Source organism: Collimonas sp. (assembly GCF_039923675.1).
Classification (GTDB): Bacteria; Pseudomonadota; Gammaproteobacteria; order Burkholderiales; family Burkholderiaceae_D; genus Collimonas.
Genome location: NZ_JBDTCG010000019.1, coordinates 59,135 through 76,892, shown reverse-complemented (window position 1 = coordinate 76,892; position 17,758 = coordinate 59,135). Strand labels below are relative to the sequence as shown.

General features: G+C 58.6%; 18 protein-coding genes. 2 read left to right on the top strand and 16 right to left on the bottom strand.

Going from position 1 to position 17,758, the window contains the following annotated elements:
* Positions 1–30: 30 nt before the first annotated feature.
* From bamC to htpX, 7 genes are all read right to left on the bottom strand, one after another.
* Positions 31–1,206 carry an outer membrane protein assembly factor BamC gene (gene bamC, locus ABI171_RS05410; RefSeq protein WP_348091589.1) on the bottom strand — a complete coding sequence of 392 codons (1,176 nt, stop codon included), beginning with the start codon at positions 1,204–1,206 and terminating at the stop codon, positions 31–33.
* Positions 1,207–1,264: 58 nt separating this feature from the next.
* Positions 1,265–2,143, bottom strand: a complete 879-nt coding sequence (dapA, locus tag ABI171_RS05405) for a 4-hydroxy-tetrahydrodipicolinate synthase (protein ID WP_348091588.1) — start codon at positions 2,141–2,143, stop codon at positions 1,265–1,267.
* 140 nt (positions 2,144–2,283) lie between these two features.
* A complete protein-coding gene (locus ABI171_RS05400; protein WP_348091587.1) occupies positions 2,284–2,859 on the bottom strand; it encodes a methyltransferase domain-containing protein in 576 nt (191 codons plus the stop codon).
* A 41-nt stretch (positions 2,860–2,900) separates the two neighbouring features.
* Positions 2,901–4,103, bottom strand: a complete 1,203-nt coding sequence (locus ABI171_RS05395) for a tryptophan--tRNA ligase (protein WP_348091586.1) — start codon at positions 4,101–4,103, stop codon at positions 2,901–2,903.
* 37 nt (positions 4,104–4,140) lie between these two features.
* A complete protein-coding gene (locus ABI171_RS05390) occupies positions 4,141–4,800 on the bottom strand; it encodes a site-2 protease family protein (RefSeq protein WP_348091585.1) in 660 nt (219 codons plus the stop codon).
* Positions 4,801–4,977: 177 nt separating this feature from the next.
* Positions 4,978–5,601 carry an L-threonylcarbamoyladenylate synthase gene (locus ABI171_RS05385; protein ID WP_348091584.1) on the bottom strand — a complete coding sequence of 208 codons (624 nt, stop codon included), beginning with the start codon at positions 5,599–5,601 and terminating at the stop codon, positions 4,978–4,980.
* 66 nt (positions 5,602–5,667) lie between these two features.
* Positions 5,668–6,552: a protease HtpX gene (htpX, locus tag ABI171_RS05380; RefSeq protein ID WP_348091583.1), complete on the bottom strand. Its 885-nt coding sequence runs from the start codon at positions 6,550–6,552 to the stop codon at positions 5,668–5,670.
* A 133-nt stretch (positions 6,553–6,685) separates the two neighbouring features.
* Between htpX and ABI171_RS05375 the strand changes: the two genes are divergently transcribed.
* Positions 6,686–7,825, top strand: a complete 1,140-nt coding sequence (locus tag ABI171_RS05375) for an SLC13 family permease (RefSeq protein WP_348091582.1) — start codon at positions 6,686–6,688, stop codon at positions 7,823–7,825.
* Between the two features lie 139 nt (positions 7,826–7,964).
* Positions 7,965–9,029 (top strand): heparan-alpha-glucosaminide N-acetyltransferase domain-containing protein, encoded by a 1,065-nt coding sequence (locus tag ABI171_RS05370; RefSeq protein ID WP_348091581.1) that lies wholly within the window; start codon positions 7,965–7,967, stop codon positions 9,027–9,029.
* Positions 9,030–9,060: 31 nt separating this feature from the next.
* Here the strand turns inward: ABI171_RS05370 and ABI171_RS05365 are convergent, their stop codons facing one another.
* The 9 genes from ABI171_RS05365 to ABI171_RS05325 form a co-directional block, all read right to left on the bottom strand.
* Positions 9,061–9,375 (bottom strand): cytochrome C oxidase subunit IV family protein, encoded by a 315-nt coding sequence (locus ABI171_RS05365; protein ID WP_348091580.1) that lies wholly within the window; start codon positions 9,373–9,375, stop codon positions 9,061–9,063.
* A gap of 8 nt (positions 9,376–9,383) precedes the next feature.
* The gene (locus ABI171_RS05360; RefSeq protein WP_348091579.1) at positions 9,384–10,115 is read right to left on the bottom strand and encodes a heme-copper oxidase subunit III family protein; all 732 of its coding nucleotides are present in this window, start codon (positions 10,113–10,115) and stop codon (positions 9,384–9,386) included.
* Between the two features lie 19 nt (positions 10,116–10,134).
* Entirely contained in the window at positions 10,135–10,776 is a 642-nt protein-coding gene (locus ABI171_RS05355) for a cytochrome c oxidase subunit 3 (protein ID WP_348091578.1), read from the bottom strand.
* Complete coding sequence (locus ABI171_RS05350) at positions 10,773–12,536, bottom strand: cbb3-type cytochrome c oxidase subunit I (protein ID WP_348091577.1); 1,764 nt, start codon at positions 12,534–12,536, stop codon at positions 10,773–10,775. Before ABI171_RS05350 ends, ABI171_RS05355 begins: the two co-directional genes overlap by 4 nt.
* Positions 12,537–12,561: 25 nt before the next feature.
* Entirely contained in the window at positions 12,562–13,737 is a 1,176-nt protein-coding gene (locus ABI171_RS05345) for a c-type cytochrome (RefSeq protein WP_348091576.1), read from the bottom strand.
* Between the two features lie 194 nt (positions 13,738–13,931).
* On the bottom strand, positions 13,932–14,432 hold the full coding sequence (locus tag ABI171_RS05340; protein ID WP_348091575.1) for a hypothetical protein: 501 nt from the start codon (positions 14,430–14,432) through the stop codon (positions 13,932–13,934).
* Between the two features lie 193 nt (positions 14,433–14,625).
* Entirely contained in the window at positions 14,626–15,456 is an 831-nt protein-coding gene (locus tag ABI171_RS05335; RefSeq protein ID WP_348091574.1) for a 3',5'-nucleoside bisphosphate phosphatase, read from the bottom strand.
* A 141-nt stretch (positions 15,457–15,597) separates the two neighbouring features.
* Positions 15,598–16,476 carry an alpha/beta hydrolase gene (locus ABI171_RS05330; RefSeq protein WP_348091676.1) on the bottom strand — a complete coding sequence of 293 codons (879 nt, stop codon included), beginning with the start codon at positions 16,474–16,476 and terminating at the stop codon, positions 15,598–15,600.
* Positions 16,477–16,532: 56 nt separating this feature from the next.
* Positions 16,533–17,558 (bottom strand): patatin-like phospholipase family protein, encoded by a 1,026-nt coding sequence (locus tag ABI171_RS05325; RefSeq protein WP_348091573.1) that lies wholly within the window; start codon positions 17,556–17,558, stop codon positions 16,533–16,535.
* Between the last annotated feature and the right edge of the window lie 200 nt (positions 17,559–17,758).

The window sequence follows — 17,758 nt, the reverse complement described above, 5'->3', positions numbered from 1 at the left end:
ATCTTGCTTACTGCATGCTGGTGAATTAACTTACTTCAACTGTTCGTTCAACAAACCCAGAATCTTGTCGGAATTCTTGGTCAGGTCAGGCTTGCCATCCTTGTCCTGCACAGTGACCAGACTGCCAGTATCGGAACCCTTGACCACAATACGATAGCTGGCGGCATTTTTTGCCTTGTCGCTGTCCGAGCTGCTGAATATCTTGGCGAAGAAACCCTTATCCGACTTCTTGTCCTTGGCATCTGCATCCTGATCGACGTAGCGCACAAAGTACACGCCTTGGTTACGATCACGATCTTCGACGGTGAAGCCGACGCGGTCCAGCGCCAGGCCGACCCGACGCCATGCGCGGTCAAATCCTTCATCCACTTGCACCGAATCGCCGGCAGCGCTCTTCAACAGTTTGGAACGCGCTTGCAGCGAAGGGGTATTGGCGACAGCTGCCTTGGCCTTCACTTCATCGGCGCCCAGGCGACCCATCAGACGCGCCAGGAATTCAGCTTCCAGTTGCGGATCGGCAGGACGCGCGGTCCAGATGCTCGATTCTTTTTGCGCACCCGACAAGACTTCTTCGGCGCCACGATGGCTGATGTAGATTTCGGTAGTGCCGTTCGGTCCGCGTTCCAGGCGGGTGCGGAACTTGTCGCGCTCACCGGTCGAGTACAGCGAATCGAATACCTTGCCCAAGGTATTGCGGACAAAATCCTGCGGGATCTTGGCGCGGTTTTCAGCCCAGTCGGTTTCCATCACGCCGGTTTCCGAATTTTCGATGTTGATCAGGAAGCCGGAATCCTGCCAGAAATCCTTGACCTTTGGCCACAGGCTGTCAGGCGTTGCATTGACTACCAGCCAGCGCTGCGAACCATCGCGCTCGATATGCATGTCGGGCGCAGCATTCGGCGCCACTGTTGCTGCAGCGGCAGCTGGACGGGCGCCCTGCTCCAGGTTGTAGCCGGAAGCGGTAGCCGTACCTGCGTTCGACTCAGGAATCGCATAACGATTTTCACGCTGCAGCTGCGTCAGATCAGGCGGGATGTCCAGCTTCGGCGCAGTCACCTTGCCTGCGCTTTTGTAATCGATACGATCCGGTTCAAGCACCGAATTGATCGAAGAGCATCCTGCCAGACCGGCCAGCGCCAAAGCGATAACAATGCCACGTTGCGGGAGACTGAATTGAGTCGATGGAATGTTCTTGCGAATAGTCATGTGGATACAGGATCAAAAAGACGAAGGAAGTTCTAGGGAAAACGCCTGTCAGCGCAGCTTATTGTAATACACCCGATTCACGCAATGCCGCACGCACGGCATCATGATACTCGGCAGCCAGGGGCAGCAATGGCAAACGGATACCGTCGGCCATGATGCCCATCTCGGTGAGCGCCCATTTCACGGGCACGGGATTCGGCTCCACAAACAATGTAAAGTGCAGCGGCAAAAGTTTGTTATTAAGTTGGACAGCTTCGGCCACGTTTCCGTTCATAGCCGCAACGCATAACAGATGCATATCGCGCGGCGCCACGTTGGCGGTGACAGAGATATTGCCCTTGCCGCCGCACAGCATCAGCGCCATCGCAGTAGCATCATCTCCGGAATATACGGCAAAATCGGTGGGCGCCAGACGAATCAGGTCGGAGCCGCGGCCGATATTGCCGGTAGCATCCTTGACGCCGATAATTCCCGGCACCTGCGCCAGGCGCAAAATCGTCTCATTGCTCATATCGGCAATGGTGCGGCCAGGGACGTTATACAGGATGATCGGCAAGTCGACCGATTCAGCGATTTTCTTGAAATGCTGGTACATGCCCTCTTGCGTAGGCTTATTGTAATAAGGCACCACTTGCAGGGAGGCGTCGGCGCCGGCTTCCTTGGCAAAGCGCGTCAACTGGATCGCTTCCGCAGTGGAATTACCGCCGCTGCCGGCAATGATAGGGATCCGCTTGGCGGCATGATCCACCGCCAGCTTGATCAGGGCGCAATGCTCTTCAACCGTAACCGTCGGCGATTCGCCCGACGTACCTACGATGACGATCGCATCGGTGCCTTCGGCTATATGCCAGTCAATCAGCTTGCGCAAACCCGGCAAGTCGAGACTGCCGTCGGTATGCATGGGAGTAACGATTGCAACAATGCTGCCCTTGATCATGATCGTGGATGCGAAAAAATAAAAGAATGATTGTAGCGGATCACAGTGGCTATGGGGTATTTCCGCTTGTAAAACAAGGTATAAATACAATTACCTCACAGCAACCAAAGCGTAGCCCACCAGCGATATAACCCGGACTTTTACGCCAGCCGCAACGCTGACGCCATGTCGCCCACCTGCTTGATGGCGCAAATGCGTTGCACCATGGCGGGTTTCGGCTGTTCCGTGTAGCCGTCTTCAAATGCCAGCACATGCCAGGAACCGGCCTTATCGGCGGCCAGCAACGACAGCAATTCGCCCGGCCGCAGCAAAAAATCGGGATTGGATGGCTTGCCAAACTGCTCATTACCCGCGGCAAATGTTTCATAGAGTAAAACACCCTTCGGCGCCACGCTGTCCAGAACCAGCGGAAACAAGGGACGGTGCAGGTAATTGGTCACCACCACGCCGCTAAACCGGCGGGGCCGGAATAACTGTTCAAGCTCAGCCGACGGGCCGGCTTCCAGTTCGACCTGACGAGTAGTTACGCCGCTCACGCCAGTGACACCGCCAGCAGCGATCTCGGCCAGCGCCGCCGGATTGCGGTCTACCGCCAGCACCCGCAAATCCAGGCCCAGGCTCGCCAGCCAAAGAGCGTGGCGGCCGCTGCCGCAGGCAAGGTCAAGGACGGTGCCAGCTGGTATCAGTCCGCCGAAGCGGCTAATCCAGAGGGACACAGAGGCGGAATTTATCAATGCACTCACTCAAAGACCTGCGGTCAACTGTAGCTCAAGCCCATCGCCTCGCGCACGTCGCGCATCGTATCCTGCGCCAGTTTGCGGGCATGGTCGCAGCCGTCGGCTACGATCGCCCGCACCAGCGACGGATCGTCGAGATATTGCTGGGCGCGTTCATGCATCGGCTCCTGCTCGCGAATGATGGCGTCGATTACCGGCTGCTTGCATTCGAGACAACCGATACCGGCGCTGCGGCAACCCTTGGCCGCCCATTCGCGGGTGGCATCATCGGAATACACCACGTGGAATTGCCATACCGGACACTTGTCCGGATCGCCCGGATCGGTGCGGCGTACTCGCGCCCGGTCGGTCGGCATGGTGCGCACCTTCTTGGTGACCACATCTTTTTCTTCGCGCAAGGCAATGGCGTTGCCATAGCTTTTGGACATCTTCTGCCCATCCAGCCCCGGCAAACGCGAAGACTCGGTCAGCAGCGCTTGCGGCTCCGACAATATCAGCTTGCGGCTGCCTTCGAGAAACCCGAACAGACGCTCGCGGTCGATCATGGACAGGTTCTGGGCGTCGTCCAGCATGGCCTTGGCCTGTTCCAACGCGCTCTCGATGCCTTGCTGCTGGAACTGCGTACGCAATTCGTTATACAACTTGGCGCGCTTGCTGCCGAGCTTCTTGACGGCTTCCTGCGCCTTTTCCTCGAAACCCTTTTCTTTGCCGTACAGATGATTGAAGCGACGCGCGATTTCGCGCATCATCTCGATATGCGGCACTTGGTCGTCGCCCACCGGCACCTGGCTGGCGCGGTAGATCAGGACGTCGGCCGCCTGTAGCAAGGGATAACCGAGGAAGCCGTAGGTCGCCAGGTCGCGGTCGGCAAGTTTTTCCTGCTGGTCCTTGTAGGTCGGCACCCGCTCCAGCCAACCGAGCGGCGTCGCCATCGACAGCAGCAGATGCAATTCGGCGTGTTCCGGCACCTTGGACTGGATGAACAAGGTCGCTTGCGACGGATCCACGCCTGCGGCCAGCCAGTCGATCAGCATGTCCCAGGTACTGGTTTCGATCACGCTCGGATCGTCGTAATGCGTGGTCAGCGCGTGCCAGTCGGCGACAAAGAACAGGCAGGGCAATTCAGATTGCAGCCTTACCCAGTTTTTCAACGCGCCGTGATAGTGGCCAAGATGCAGAGCGCCAGTCGGGCGCATACCAGAGACAACGCGGTCAGGGTACATAGTCAGTATTAACGATCAGAAGAAAATGGAGTCGAATTCAATTTAACAACAATAGCAGCGGCTTCACTATCCATTGCAGCACGGTCTGGGCAACCATCATTACCGGCGTCATCCAGAAATACAAGACCTTCAGCAGCACCAGCGCCATCACGATAAAGAAACCGTAGGGCTCGATCTTTGCAAATTGATAGGCGTACTTGTTCGGTAACAAACTGGTCAAGATGCGACCACCGTCGAGTGGCGGAATCGGAAACAGATTGAAGGCGAACATCACCAGGTTGGTGAGGATGCCGGCGCGCGCCATCAGTGCAAAGAAATCTTCCTGCACCTGGAACGCTGCCACGCCGATCAGTACCAGCAGCCAGATCAGCGCCATCAGGAAATTCGCCGCCGGTCCCGCCAGCGCTACCCACGCCATGTCGCGCTTGGGCTTGCGGAGCTGGCCAAAATTGATCGGCACCGGCTTGGCGTAACCGAACAGGAAGGCGCCGCCGGTCGAAAAATACAACAGTATCGGAATCAGGATCGTCCCGAACGGATCGATGTGCTTGATCGGGTTGAGGCTCATGCGGCCCAGCATGTAGGCGGTGGAATCGCCGAAATACTTGGCGGCATAGGCATGCGCGGCTTCATGTAGGGTGATGGCAAACAGCACGGGCAAGGCATACACTGCGACGGTTTGGATAAGATCGTTCATGGACGGGATTCTATCAGAGGGGCGCGGCTGTCGTGCCTGTCAAATGTAGAAGGCAAGCCATCGCGCCAGGCGGCAATCGGCAAAATTGGCGATTGAACTATATAAACACGGGAAATTTCAAAAAGACAATGCGGGCATGGACCAGCGCAATCGCTGGCCGCACCCTCACCGCAACGCTCACAAACCAAACAGGCTGGCGTCGCCGCGTCCCTGGCGTATCAGTTGCGGCTCATCGCCGGTGAGATCGATCACGGTAGTCGGCTCCAGACTGCAGGCGCCACCGTCGATCACCAGTTCGATCTGCTTTTCCAGCTGGTCGCGCACCTCTTCCGGATCGGTCAAGGCTTCGTCAGTGCCAGGCAGAATCAAGGTGGTGCCGATCAGCGGCTGGCCCAGCTCTTCCAGCACGGCGTGGACGATGCTGTGCTGCGGCACCCGCAGGCCGATGGTCTTGCGCGCCGGATGGCTCAAGCGCCGCGGCACTTCCTTGGTCGCTTCAAGAATGAAAGTGAAAGCTCCCGGCGTCGCGCTTTTCAGTAAGCGGAACTGGCGATTGTCGACCTTGGCGTATAACGAAATTTCGCTCAGGTCGCGGCACAGCATGGTCAGATGGTGCTTATCGTCGACGCCGCGAATCCGCCGCACGCGCTCAACCGCATCCTTGTTATCCAGCTGGCACACCAGCGCGTAGCAACAGTCCGTCGGCAGCGCGACGATGCCGCCGGCCTGGATGATTTGCACCGCTTGCTTGATCAGCCGCAGTTGCGGATTGTCTGGATGGATCTGGAAAAACTGACTCATGGCTGTTTGACTTTAAAAATGAAAAACGGCGCTAGCCCTGAGGCTAGCGCCGCCAAATTCAAAAAATTACAGAGCAGTGACTTGCGGATTACGCAAAGCTGCAATGCGTTGTTCGATCGGCGGATGGCTGGAAAACAATGCGCTCCAGCCCGGTTTGTCGTTAATGCCCAGCGCGGCCATCGATTCCGGCAGGGTCGCAGGCTCAATGCCGCCCAAACGCACCAGCGCCTTTTGCATCGGCAGCGCGCTGCCCAGCAGCTTGGCGGAACCGGCGTCGGCGCGGAATTCGCGATGGCGCGAGAACCAGGCAACGATCATCGATGCGCCTATTCCCAGCACAATCTGCGATACCAGCACCGTCGCCATGTAGCCGATACCCGGCCCATCATTGTTTCCACGCGACAAGGCGCGGTCGACAGCATAACCGATGATGCGCGAGAGGAACACCACAAAGGTGTTCACCACGCCCTGGATCAAGGCCATGGTCACCATGTCGCCATTGGCGATATGGGCGATTTCATGACCCAGTACCGCTTCCACTTCTTCCTTGGTCATGCTTTCCAGCAAACCGGTCGATACCGCGACCAGCGCGGAGTTCTTGAAAGCGCCGGTAGCGAACGCATTGGCATCGCCCTGATACACTGCCACCTCGGGCATGCCGATGCCGGCGCGCTGCGCCAGTTTACCCACCGTATCCACCAGCCACAGCTCGGTCGAATTGGAAGGCGTCGTAATCACCCGGGCGCCGGTCGACCATTTGGCCATTTGTTTGCTGATCAACAGGGAAAAGATCGACCCGGTGAAGCCGACCACCAGCGAAAACACCATCAGCATCGGCAGGTTGAGGCCATTGCTGGTCAGGAAACGGTTCACGCCCAGCAACGACAGCACGATGCTCATCACGAGCATCACTGCGATGTTGGTAGCGAGGAACAGAAAAATACGTTTCATGTGGAAAACTCCAAATTGGGAAAGAAGTGTCTTTAAAATAAGGTCGCTGACGCAAATTTCAAGAGCGTAAGAGCGTGGATGGCAATTATGCCAGACTGCCCTTGCCGAAAAACAGAGCAATTCAACAATATTCATGCCTGACACAATAAAACCAAGCCGCCCGACTTCATTCTTCCAGAAAATCTGCCAGCCGTTCCTGCATGATCGTCTGATGCATGCGCTATTGATCGTGGCTATTCTGCTCTCATTTTTAGCGCCCCGCCCGCTTGCCGACTACCCGGCCTGGGTCGACTGGAACACCATCGCCACCCTCGCCGGCATGCTGCTGCTGACCAAGGGCATCGAAGTCAGCGGCTATCTTGAGCACCTGGGCCGGATGATCATCAACCATCTCGGCCGGCAACGCGCGCTGGCCCTGTTTCTGGTGAGCGCATCGGCGCTGCTGTCGACCATCCTGACCAACGACATCGCTCTGTTCATCGTAGTGCCGCTGACCGTCGGCCTGGCCAATATCGGCGGCTTGCCGATCGGCCGCATGGTGATCTTCGAAGCGCTGGCGGTGAATGCCGGCTCCTTGCTGACGCCGATCGGCAATCCGCAAAACATCCTGCTGTGGCAGCGTTCGCATTTATCCTTTGCCGGCTTCACCTGGCAAATGGCGCCGTTGGCGCTGGCGGTGTTTCTGATCCTGCTGCTGGCGACCTGGCTGTGCTTTCCTAATAAAGCCATACATGCAGAGATAGAGGGCAATCCGGCCTGCTACAAGACCAGCCTGCTGCGCACTTGCTGCCTGCTTTACATCGTCTTCCTGGCGTCGGTGGAATTCGGCCACCCCGGCTGGGGCCTGCTCGGTGTGACAATTGCGGCGGCGCTGTTTTTCCGCGACGTGATCGCCAAAGTCGATTGGAGCCTGATCCTGGTGTTCATCCTGATGTTCATCGACATCCGCCTGCTGACGCAACTGGATTTCATCCAAAGCCGAGTCAGCGCGATTCCGCATTTTTCACATCCCGAACTGTTCCTGTCGGCCCTGCTCGGCTCGCAAGTGATCAGCAATGTGCCGGCCACCATCCTGCTGGTCAACTACTCCGAGGCCTACAAGGTGATTGCCTACGGCGTCAACGCCGGCGGCTTCGGCCTGGCGATCGGCTCGCTGGCCAACATCATCGCCCTGCGCATGGCGCCGGAGCGGCATCTGTGGCTGCGCTTCCATCTGTATTCGTTTCCGTTTCTGATCCTGTCGGGATTGATTGCCTGGGGATTACTGGCTTAAGAATATTCTTAAATTCAATTAATTGTCTTTGAGAAACTTAAATTCTGCTATCTTTGCCATGAAAAATCTTTTGGAGACTTCGTCAATTGAGCCGCCTTCTATCATTCACCGCGCCTTTCACGCCGCCGCGGCCCCAGCCATGACGCGCCGCCTCGCGGCGGTTGACGCACTACGCGGCTGCACCGTCGCCGCTATGCTGCTGGTTAACGATCCCGGCGACTGGGGCCATGTCTATGCGCCGCTGGAGCATTCCGCATGGCATGGCTGTACGCCGACCGACCTGGTGTTTCCGTTTTTCCTGTTCATGGTCGGCGTCTCAACCGCCCTCGGCATCGAGCCGCGCGTGGCGCCAGGCATGAATTCATCGGCATTGACCCGCGCCGCACTGATGCGGGCGCTGCGCATCGTCGCGCTTGGATTGCTGATCAACGTGCTGGCCTGGCAGATCATGCCGGGAGTGCATCTGCGCTTGCCGGGTGTCCTGCAACGCATCGGCCTGTGCTTTGCCGCTACCGCGCTGTTCTCTATCTATACCAAGCCGCGCGCCCAATGGACAGCCATCGCCGCCATCCTGCTCGGTTATTGGGGTTTGCTGCTGCTTGGCGGTTCGCTGGAACCGTGGGTCAACCCGGTCAGCCGCAGCGATAGCGCGCTGTTCGGTCCGCTGGTTTACCAGATCGATCCGGCCAGCGGCCACGGTCACGATCCGGAGGGCTTGCTGGGCACGCTGCCATCACTGGCGACCTGCTTGCTAGGCCTGTGCGCCGGCCGCTGGTTGCGCCAAGACAGATTGAAACCGCTATTTATCGCTGGCATCGCTGCGCTGGCGCTGGGTGCGTTGTGGTCATTGGCGCTGCCATTCAACAAGAACCTCTGGACGCCATCCTTCGTGCTCTGGTGCGCCGGCTGGGCGACATTGGCGATGCTGCTGTTTCACCGGCTGATCGACCAGCGCGGCTGGCCCGCGATCGGGCGACGCTTCGGCGTCAACGCCGTGGCTGCCTATGCCGGTTCCGAACTGATGCAAATCCTGTTGCCAGGCCTGGGTTGGCAGGAACCTATTTATCAGCGTTTGTTCGCGGGCTGGATCACGCCGCTGGCCGGGCCGCAGGTTGCATCGCTGGCGTTCGCCGTGGTCTTTGTCGCCGTGTGGTGGCTGATCGTCTATGCGATGGACAGGCGGCGCTTCTATATAAAGCTGTAATGTGAGAGCTGAAATGCGCAAATCGCCGGCGTCAGCGGAAGAACGCAAGCCTGGTCAGGAAGGTGTAGTCGGCTTCGGTCGCCATCAACCCCACCAGCACCAGCAGGCACAAAGGCGGTATCAGGATGGCGAACACCAGCGCCAGCCGTTCCCATGCCATGTGCATGAAGAAGGCGACGATCAATCCCGCCTTCATCAGCATCAGCACCAGGATCAAGGTCCAGCGCAGATAGCTGTGAAAATTGAAGTAGTCGACCAGGTAGGAAAGCGTGCTGAGCACAAACAGCAAGCCCCATATCTTGAAATAGAGACTGATCGGATGTTGTTGTCCTGTGGCGGAAGTCATGAGCGCACCTACCAGAGATAGAACAAGGCAAAAATGAAAACCCAGACCAGGTCGACGAAGTGCCAGTACAAGCCGGCGATTTCAACGATCTGGTAGTTGCCGGCAGGCTTGCCGCTAGCCGTGTCGACACTATCGTAACGACCTTTCAGCAAGCGTACCGCCACAATCACCAGATAGATTACGCCTGCGCTCACATGCAGGCCATGGAAGCCGGTGATCATGAAAAAAGTCGAGCCGAATTGCGGCGCGCCCATCGGGTTGCCCCAGGGCCGCACGCCTTCCTGCAAGATCAGCTTACTCCATTCGAACACTTGCATGCTGACGAAACAGACGCCGAAGCCGGCAGTGACAAACATCAGGATGGCGGCGCGCACGCGCTCGCGGCGATAGGCGAAATTGACCGCCATCGCCATTGTCCCGCTGCTGCTGATCAGCACGAAAGTCATGATCGCAATCAGCAGCAAAGGCACCTCGACGCCACCGATTTTCAAGCTGAACACCAAGCTCGGATTGGGCCAGGGAATGGTGCTGGAAATGCGCACCGTCATGTAACCGGTCAGGAAGCAGCTGAAGATGAAGGTATCCGACAACAGGAAGATCCACATCATCGCCTTGCCCCACGATACCTGGAACGCCTGCCGGTCCGAAGACCAGTCCGCCACCAGCTGCCGCAAGCGGCCGTCGCCGGCTGGCGCGGCATCCGGCGTTGTTGCGGGCGTCGGCGAAGTTGCTATGCTCATACATCCTCCTAGGGCCTGCTCAGCGCGTACCGCAGACCATACGCACAAAGTCCGGCGTCAGCCAGCCCAGTACGGCAAACAGCAACAGCCAGACCACCAGCAAAAAATGCCAGTAGCGGGCGCATAAACGAATCCGCCAGGCCAGCCGGCGCGGCTCCTGGCGCCAGGAGCCGGCTGCCGCCATGCCCCAGCCAACCAGGCCGCCCGCCACATGCAGGCCGTGCATGGCGGTCAGCAGATAAAAGAAACTGCCCGCCGGATTGCCGTTGGCCGTCACATGGATAGCCTGCAGCGCCTGCCATCCCCACCACTGCGCACCCAGGAAAGCGATGCTCCAGAAGCCGGCAACCAATAATAAAGTGTGAGCGCGTTCCATCTGGCGCACGTTGGCCGCAGCGACGGCAAGCTGCAGGAAAATACTGGCGATGACCAGGATCGACGTGCTCAGCCAGAGCTGCCAGGGCATCGCCAGCGGCGACCAGTCAGCGGCGTCCATGCGCATGATGTAAGCGGCGATGAATAACAAGAACAGTGCCGTCGCCACGGCCATGAATAACCATAGGGCGACACTGATCGCGGCATAACGGCGCTCGAGCGGATTGTCGGCAGCTGGCTTGCCAAAGGCTCCGCCGGAAGATTTCATGATAGCGGCGTAATTCATGCGAGAACCTCCTTGTCGGCCGGCAGCCGCGACTCGGCATCCCCCGGCACCGGCGGCGCGTTTTGCGCGATGAAATCTTCTTGTGCTCCAGGCACGCTATACGTGTAGGCGCCGCGGTACACCACCGGCAAATGCGCTCCCCAGTTGCCGTGGCTGGGTGGCGTTTCGGGCGTCTGCCATTCCAGCGACGCCGCACGCCATGGATTGGCGACGGCGCGCTTGCCGCGAAACACGCTCCACACCAGATTGAAGATGAAGGTCAGCTGCACCGTCGCCACGATCAGGGCAACCACGGTAATGAAAGCGTTCATGGTTTGCGCCGACTCCGGAATGAATTTGTAGCCTTCAAAAGCGTAGTAGCGGCGCGGCATGCCGAGTATGCCGAGGTAATGCATCGGAAAAAAGATCGCATAGGTGCCGAGAAAGGTGACCCAGAAATGCAGCTTCCCCAAGGTTTCGTTGAGCATGCGGCCGGTTATTTTCGGGTACCAGTGATAAATCCCGCCGAACACCACCAGCAGCGGCGACACGCCCATCACCATGTGAAAATGCGCCACCACGAAATAGGTATTGGAGAGCGGGATATCGACGCTGACATTGCCAAGGAACAGGCCGGTCAGGCCGCCGATCAGGAAGGTGCTGATGAACGCCAGCGCGAACAGCATCGGCACCGACAAATGGATGTCGCCATGCCACAAGGTCAGCACCCAGTTATAGACCTTGATGGCGGTAGGCACGGCGATGATCAAGGTGGTGGTGGCGAAGAAGAAACCGAAGTAAGGGTTCATGCCGCTGACGAACATATGGTGCGCCCACACCACCACGCTCAGTACGCCAATCGCCAGAATCGCCCAAACCATGGTGCGATAGCCGAAGATGCTTTTGCGCGCATGCACGCTGATCAGGTCGGAGACGATGCCGAACGCCGGCAACGCCACGATATACACCTCCGGATGGCCGAAAAACCAGAACAGATGCTGGAACAGCAAAGGACTGCCGCCCTTGTAGTTGCTGACCTGCCCCATCGACACCAGCGCCGGCATGAAGAAACTGGTGCCGAGCGTGCGGTCGAGCAGCATCATCACGCCGCTGACGAACAGCGCCGGGAACGCCAGCAAGGCCAGGATGGTGGCGACGAAAATACCCCAAACCGTGAGTGGCATGCGCAGCAAGGTCATGCCTTCGGTGCGGGCTTGCAGCACAGTGGTTACATAGTTCAGGCCGCCCATGGTGGCGGCGACGATAAAGATCAGCAGCGACACCAGCATCAGGATGATGCCCCATTCATAGCCCGGCGTCCCGGGTAAAATCGCCTGCGGCGGATACAGCGTCCAGCCGGCCCCGGTCGGGCCGCCCGGCACGAAGAAGCTCGCCATCAGCACGATCACCGACACCAGGTAAACCCAGAAACTCAGCATGTTCAGATAAGGAAACACCATGTCGCGCGCACCGACCATCAGCGGGATCAGGTAATTACCGAAGCCGCCGAGGAACAGCGCCGTCAGCAGATAGATCACCATGATCATGCCGTGCATGGTCATGAACTGGTAATAGTGTGCCGCATCGATGAAAGCAAACTTGCCTGGAAAACCGAGCTGCAAGCGCATCAGGTTCGACAGCCCGACCCCCACCAGGCCGGCCAGGATGGCGACGCTGGCGTACTGGATCGCAATCACCTTGTGATCCTGGCTCCAGACGTATTTGCGAAAGAAGCCCTGTGGACCATGATCGTAGTGTGCGCTGTCTTCGTTATAGGCCATGGCGTTCCTTGGTTAGCGGGTGACGTTATTGTTGCGCCTGTTGTTTCGGTGCGGCTGCCGGCGCTGCGCCAACCGATTTGATGTAAGCCACCAGCGCCTCCAGCTCGGCATCGCTCATCTCGATCTTCGGCATCATCGGCGCAAAACCTTTCACCACCCGCGCTTGCGGATTACGGATGAAAGCCTTGAGATAAGCGTCATCCACCAAGGCCGTAGCGCCGCTTTCCATGGTTTCGGTTTTACCGTACAAGCCTTTCCAGGTGGGACCGACGCGCGGCGTGCCGTCTGTCGTATGGCAGGCGACGCAGGCTTTCGATTCGGACAGGGTTTTACCTTGCGCCACCAGGGCTACGCCGGCGGCAACCGCCGGTGTAGCGCCATCAACACTGGCGATTGCAGTGGCCGCCGGCGGCGCCATGCTCTGGGCGAAGGTCGGCTGCGCCTTCAGCCATTTCTGGAAACTGGCGGCGTCTTCCACCACCACGTAGCCGCGCATGCCGGCATGGCCGACGCCGCACAATTGCGCGCACAGCACTTCATAGCGGCCGAGCTTGTTCGGCGTAAACCAGAACGAGGTCACCATGCCCGGCACCATGTTCATGCGGGCGCGGAACGGCGGCGCGTAGAAATCATGCAGCACGTCCAGCGAACGCAGCAGCATCCTGACCGGCTGGTTGATCTGCAGATGCAGCTCGTTGTTATTGATCAGGATATTGTCCTGGCCGGCCGGATCGGCGGGATCCACGCCGAATGGATTGGCGGCGCTGATCAGCGCAATGCTGGAGCGGCCCAGCTTGCCGCTGGCGCCGGGGTAGCGAAAGCGCCATTGCCACTGCTGGCCCACCACTTCGACATCGACCGCATTCGCCGGCACCGTGACATAGGCGGCATACACGAACAGGCCCGGCGCCAGCAAACCCATGATGGCGATGCTGGTGCCGATGATCAGCCAGCGTTCCAGTTTGCGGTTGTCGGGTTGATAGGCGGCGCGCCGGCCTTCCCGATGACGAAAACGCAGAAGGATATAGACGATGAACAGATTGATGACAACGAAGAAAATGCCGGTGATGACCAGGGTGATGGTCAGCGTATCGTCCATCTGCCGCCAGTTCGATGCCAGCGGGGTCGCCCACCACGGGCTGAGAAAATGAAACAGCACCGAGGCGACAACGATCAGGATGAGTGCGACTGCCATGGCCATAGCTACCCTCTTTCCTGCGGACGGCGCCGCGGAAGTGATGCAAATGCGATGAAGTACTCTCTGAATGCCTGCAACGTCTACCGACAGCAATCACGCTGCGGATGTCTTATCTCCGCATATAGGTACGCGAACGGATCAGGAAACCATTCCTGATCCGTCAGCACCTACGGCGAATGATGCTTGAGCGTGCGCCGCTATTGTCCTAAAGGCCGTTCCAGCTTCCAGTAGATGATCGCCGCCGACATACCGAACATCAGATGCGCAGCCAGCGTCGCCCAGCCCCGCATATCGGCAAACCATGAAAAGAAGCGGACCATGCCGTAAAAATTGAACAGATAGACAACCAGGCCGAACACAGCGCCGGTCAGCAATATCATGCCGACGCTGGAGTCAAAGTGGAAAGGCGCGATGATAGTGGCCAGGATCAGCCCGAGGACGATACCCAGCACATAGTGGGTGGCCAGCGCCACGGCGACTATGCCGACGCTGAAGGTGGTTGTTTGCAGCGTATCCGGCCCCATCACGATGGCGGCAATCATGTGCGATGTGGCCCAGGGGCTGGTGTCCATGAAGATGGATGACCAGAGCAATTCCAGCACCATCACGACCGCACCGGCGGCAAAACCGGAGACTGCCGCCGCCGGCCAGTCTGGCAGGCGATGCTCCATGTGATGCGAATGCATGTGAAGTTCCATGATGACCTCCTGAAAAACCAAAACAACCTGCTACGCCGTCGCCGCAGCAGCGCACAGCCACTGCAAATACACTGCGACAGACTCCATTTCAGAGTAGTACAGAATCATGGACATGCAAAGGAAGTAACTATGCTGCGACGCAGCAGCAATGCGGTCTGAAACAGCAGGCTAGCGGGAAACTTCAGGGGGAGGTTTACCAGTTATGCCAGATCGGGGTAACGCTATCAGGCAAAGGCGGCAAGGCGCCAAGATCGACCCGCGATTCGGTCGGGCTGTGGAAATCGGAACCGCGCGAAGCGAGAAAACCGTAGTTGGCTGCAACCTTGGCGTAATAACCATACTGGTCGGGCGTATGGCTGCCGGTCATGACTTCGATGGCCGCCCCGCCCAATTGCTTGAATTCGCTGAAGAAGGCATCGAAGGCCAGATCGCTCAGCTTGTAGCGCCCCGGATGCGCCACCACCGCAACACCGCCGGCGCCACGTATCCATTGCACGGACTGCTCCAGCGAGGCCCAGCGATGCGGCACATAACCCGGATGGCCTTCCGTGAGAAAATGACGGAATACCTCGCTGGTGTCTTTGCAACGGCCGATTTCCACCAGATAACGGGCAAAATGGGTACGCGATATCAGGTCGGGATTGCCGACATGCTTCAAGGCCCCTTCAAAGGCATCAGGAATTCCCACCATCGCCAGTTGCGCCGCCATTTCGTGCGCGCGCCGTTCGCGGCCGCCGCGGGTTGCCACCAGGCCCTGTACCAGTTGCGGATTGGTCTCGTCGATTTGCAAACCGACGATATGGATGGTCTGGCCGGCCCAGGTGATTGAAATTTCGACCCCGGCGACATACCGCAAATCAAGCGCCGCCGCCGCCGCTCGTGCTTCGGCGATGCCGTCGATTTCATCATGATCGGTCAAGGCCCATATATCGACGCCATTCGCCTTGGCGCGTGCAGCTACCGCCATCGGCGTCAACGTGCCGTCGGAAACATTGGAGTGGCAATGGAGATCAACATTCAACATCATTAGTCCTACAGGGGATACCGCTGAAAAGCAGCTGAAGATCAGCTAAAAAGCCTTGTGATCTCAAGATTGTACGCTCCTTGGGCCTCATATGCTGCGAACGCACATTTCCCCTCCGCGACTACAATCCGTCAAGCCACCTTATTCCTGCAGAAAATCCTCGATCAATTGCGCCAGCGCCTGCGGCTGGTCGTGATGCAACATGTGCCCGGCTTCCTGGATGAACGCCGTCCTGGCGTGCGGCAGGACGGCGATACGGCTGTCGATCTCGCCGCGCATCACTTCCTTGCCGCCCATCCATTGCCACATATTGGTTTCTGCCGCCTCCACGCACAACACCGGCGCCGTGGTGGCGCGCCAGCAAGCCAGCATTTCGTCCACCCGCGGCAGCACCGGATTGATGATCTTGTGGGCCGGATCGGCCAGGATTTCCCAGCGCCCCAGATCGTTCTGGCGCGACCAATGCTGCGCCAGGAACGCCGCCCGGACGTCGCTCAAACGCGGATTGGTTTTCTGCAGCCGCGCCGCCACCGCCGCCAGGTCCGGATAGCTCTGCAAGGCTGCCGATTCGATCAATTGATCCAGCCATTTGGCATAGCGCGCAGGCGCCAGGTCGGCCGCCAAGTGTTCGCCGCCGAAACCTTCGAGGTTGATCAGCGCCTTGATCCGTTGCGGCCGCGTGCCTGCATACAGGCCTACCGCATAGCCGCCCATGCTGTGGCCCAGCAGATTGACCGGCTGGTCTCCGGAATAGTGCTGCAGGATGGCGTCAAGGTCCGCCAGGTAATCGGGAAACCAGTAGCTGTCGACCGGCGGCCCTTCGGTCAGGCCGAAGCCGCGCCAGTCCGGCGCGATCACATGCCAGTCGCGCTGCAGGCAATCCACCACGAACTGAAACGAAGCGGAGACGTCCATCCAGCCATGCATCATGAAGATTTTCGGGGCGCCGGCGCGGCCCCAGTGGCGTACGTGATAGCGCATGCCGCGCAAGGGCAGGAATTCTGAACGGGATAATTTCATTTGCATGGACAGGTAACTTAAATAGATCGCAGATGAGCGTGAAACCAGGTCAGGAACTAAGCCAGAAATTGGCTGAGGTCAAAATTGGATTGCAGCTCAGCGCCGGAAAACTCCTCTTGCAGCCAGTGCTCCGCCCGCGTTCGTCCGGCGTCGCGCAAGGCATGAATGAAGGACGCTTTGGTATTCAGTTTACTGGAGACGCTCAACTGGCTCATCAAGGCATCGGAATCGATCACATGGATTTGCAACTCCATCAGGCGATCGTGCATGTGTCCGCGCGCCTCCGGATCCACTTCGGTTTCGCGCCTGGCCAGCGCCAGTCCGCCCAGTTCGGTAAAAAAGGTCGAACTGAAACTGATCTCGCTCAGCCGCTGGCCGATTTCATCGGTGCTGGTGGGCGTCAGCGGCCGCCGGAACGGATGCAGCAGCACCGCCAGGATATCGGGCGAATTACACAGATGCAGCAAGGGAAAAATCGGCGGATTGGCGGTCAGGCCGCCATCCCAGTACGCTTCGCCGTCAATCTCTACCGCGTGGTGCATCGATGGCAGGCAAGCCGACGCCAGCAAGGCGTCTTGCGTCAGGTCGTCATTGCGGAATATGCGCAGGCGGCCGGTGCTGACCTGGGTCGCGGCGATAAACAATTTGACTTTGCCTTCTGCCCGCAAGCGATCGAAATCGATCTGCTTGCCGAGGATATCGCGCAGTGGATTCAAATCAAACGGATTCAGCTGATAAGGCGAGAACATGCGGGTGACAGAAAACATGTGTTTCAACAGCGCCGATGAAGTCGCCTGCGATGCAATCCCGGCTTCGCTCAAGGCATCCGGCCGCATGAAGCTGTACAGGTCGCGGGTGCTGACGCTATCCCAGAAATCCGCCAGCGCCTGGCGCGCGCCATCGCGGCCGCCGATTGCCAGGCCGTAGCTCATCACCACCGCATTCATGGCGCCGGCGCTGGCGCCGCTGATGCCTTCGATATCTATGCGCGGATCTTCCAGCAGGCGGTCCAGGGCGCCCCAGGTAAACGCGCCGTGGGAACCGCCGCCTTGCAAGGCCAGCGTAATTGTCTTGTTTTGCATGAAAATTTTCCTGAAGATGTTTGTCTGTCGAAGTGTGTCCTGAGCCCGAATAATCAGAACCGCAGAAAGGAAGCTATTTCGATGCTTGCCCACACCCTCCCACATATTTCACTAATTTACCAATCTTTCGCATAGAGTGTTTTCTTGAAACAAGATTCATGCACTCCTTGCCTGCCGGTCGCCTGACTGGCCGACAATCC

Bases quoted from the DNA above. Each gene is read 5' to 3' on its own strand.
- ABI171_RS05365 (WP_348091580.1), bottom strand. From the start codon at position 9,375: ATGACTTCCGCCACAGGACAACAACATCCGATCAGTCTCTATTTCAAG.
- htpX (WP_348091583.1), bottom strand. From the start codon at position 6,552: ATGAAACGTATTTTTCTGTTCCTCGCTACCAACATCGCAGTGATGCTC.
- ABI171_RS05370 (WP_348091581.1), top strand. From the start codon at position 7,965: ATGACGCGCCGCCTCGCGGCGGTTGACGCACTACGCGGCTGCACCGTC.
- dapA (WP_348091588.1), bottom strand. From the start codon at position 2,143: ATGATCAAGGGCAGCATTGTTGCAATCGTTACTCCCATGCATACCGAC.
- ABI171_RS05395 (WP_348091586.1), bottom strand. From the start codon at position 4,103: ATGTACCCTGACCGCGTTGTCTCTGGTATGCGCCCGACTGGCGCTCTG.
- ABI171_RS05345 (WP_348091576.1), bottom strand. From the start codon at position 13,737: ATGGCCATGGCAGTCGCACTCATCCTGATCGTTGTCGCCTCGGTGCTG.
- ABI171_RS05390 (WP_348091585.1), bottom strand. From the start codon at position 4,800: ATGAACGATCTTATCCAAACCGTCGCAGTGTATGCCTTGCCCGTGCTG.
- ABI171_RS05335 (WP_348091574.1), bottom strand. From the start codon at position 15,456: ATGTTGAATGTTGATCTCCATTGCCACTCCAATGTTTCCGACGGCACG.
- ABI171_RS05375 (WP_348091582.1), top strand. From the start codon at position 6,686: ATGCCTGACACAATAAAACCAAGCCGCCCGACTTCATTCTTCCAGAAA.
- ABI171_RS05340 (WP_348091575.1), bottom strand. From the start codon at position 14,432: ATGGAACTTCACATGCATTCGCATCACATGGAGCATCGCCTGCCAGAC.
- ABI171_RS05360 (WP_348091579.1), bottom strand. From the start codon at position 10,115: ATGAGCATAGCAACTTCGCCGACGCCCGCAACAACGCCGGATGCCGCG.
- ABI171_RS05325 (WP_348091573.1), bottom strand. From the start codon at position 17,558: ATGCAAAACAAGACAATTACGCTGGCCTTGCAAGGCGGCGGTTCCCAC.
- ABI171_RS05350 (WP_348091577.1), bottom strand. From the start codon at position 12,536: ATGGCCTATAACGAAGACAGCGCACACTACGATCATGGTCCACAGGGC.
- ABI171_RS05385 (WP_348091584.1), bottom strand. From the start codon at position 5,601: ATGAGTCAGTTTTTCCAGATCCATCCAGACAATCCGCAACTGCGGCTG.
- ABI171_RS05330 (WP_348091676.1), bottom strand. From the start codon at position 16,476: ATGAAATTATCCCGTTCAGAATTCCTGCCCTTGCGCGGCATGCGCTAT.
- ABI171_RS05355 (WP_348091578.1), bottom strand. From the start codon at position 10,776: ATGAATTACGCCGCTATCATGAAATCTTCCGGCGGAGCCTTTGGCAAG.
- bamC (WP_348091589.1), bottom strand. From the start codon at position 1,206: ATGACTATTCGCAAGAACATTCCATCGACTCAATTCAGTCTCCCGCAA.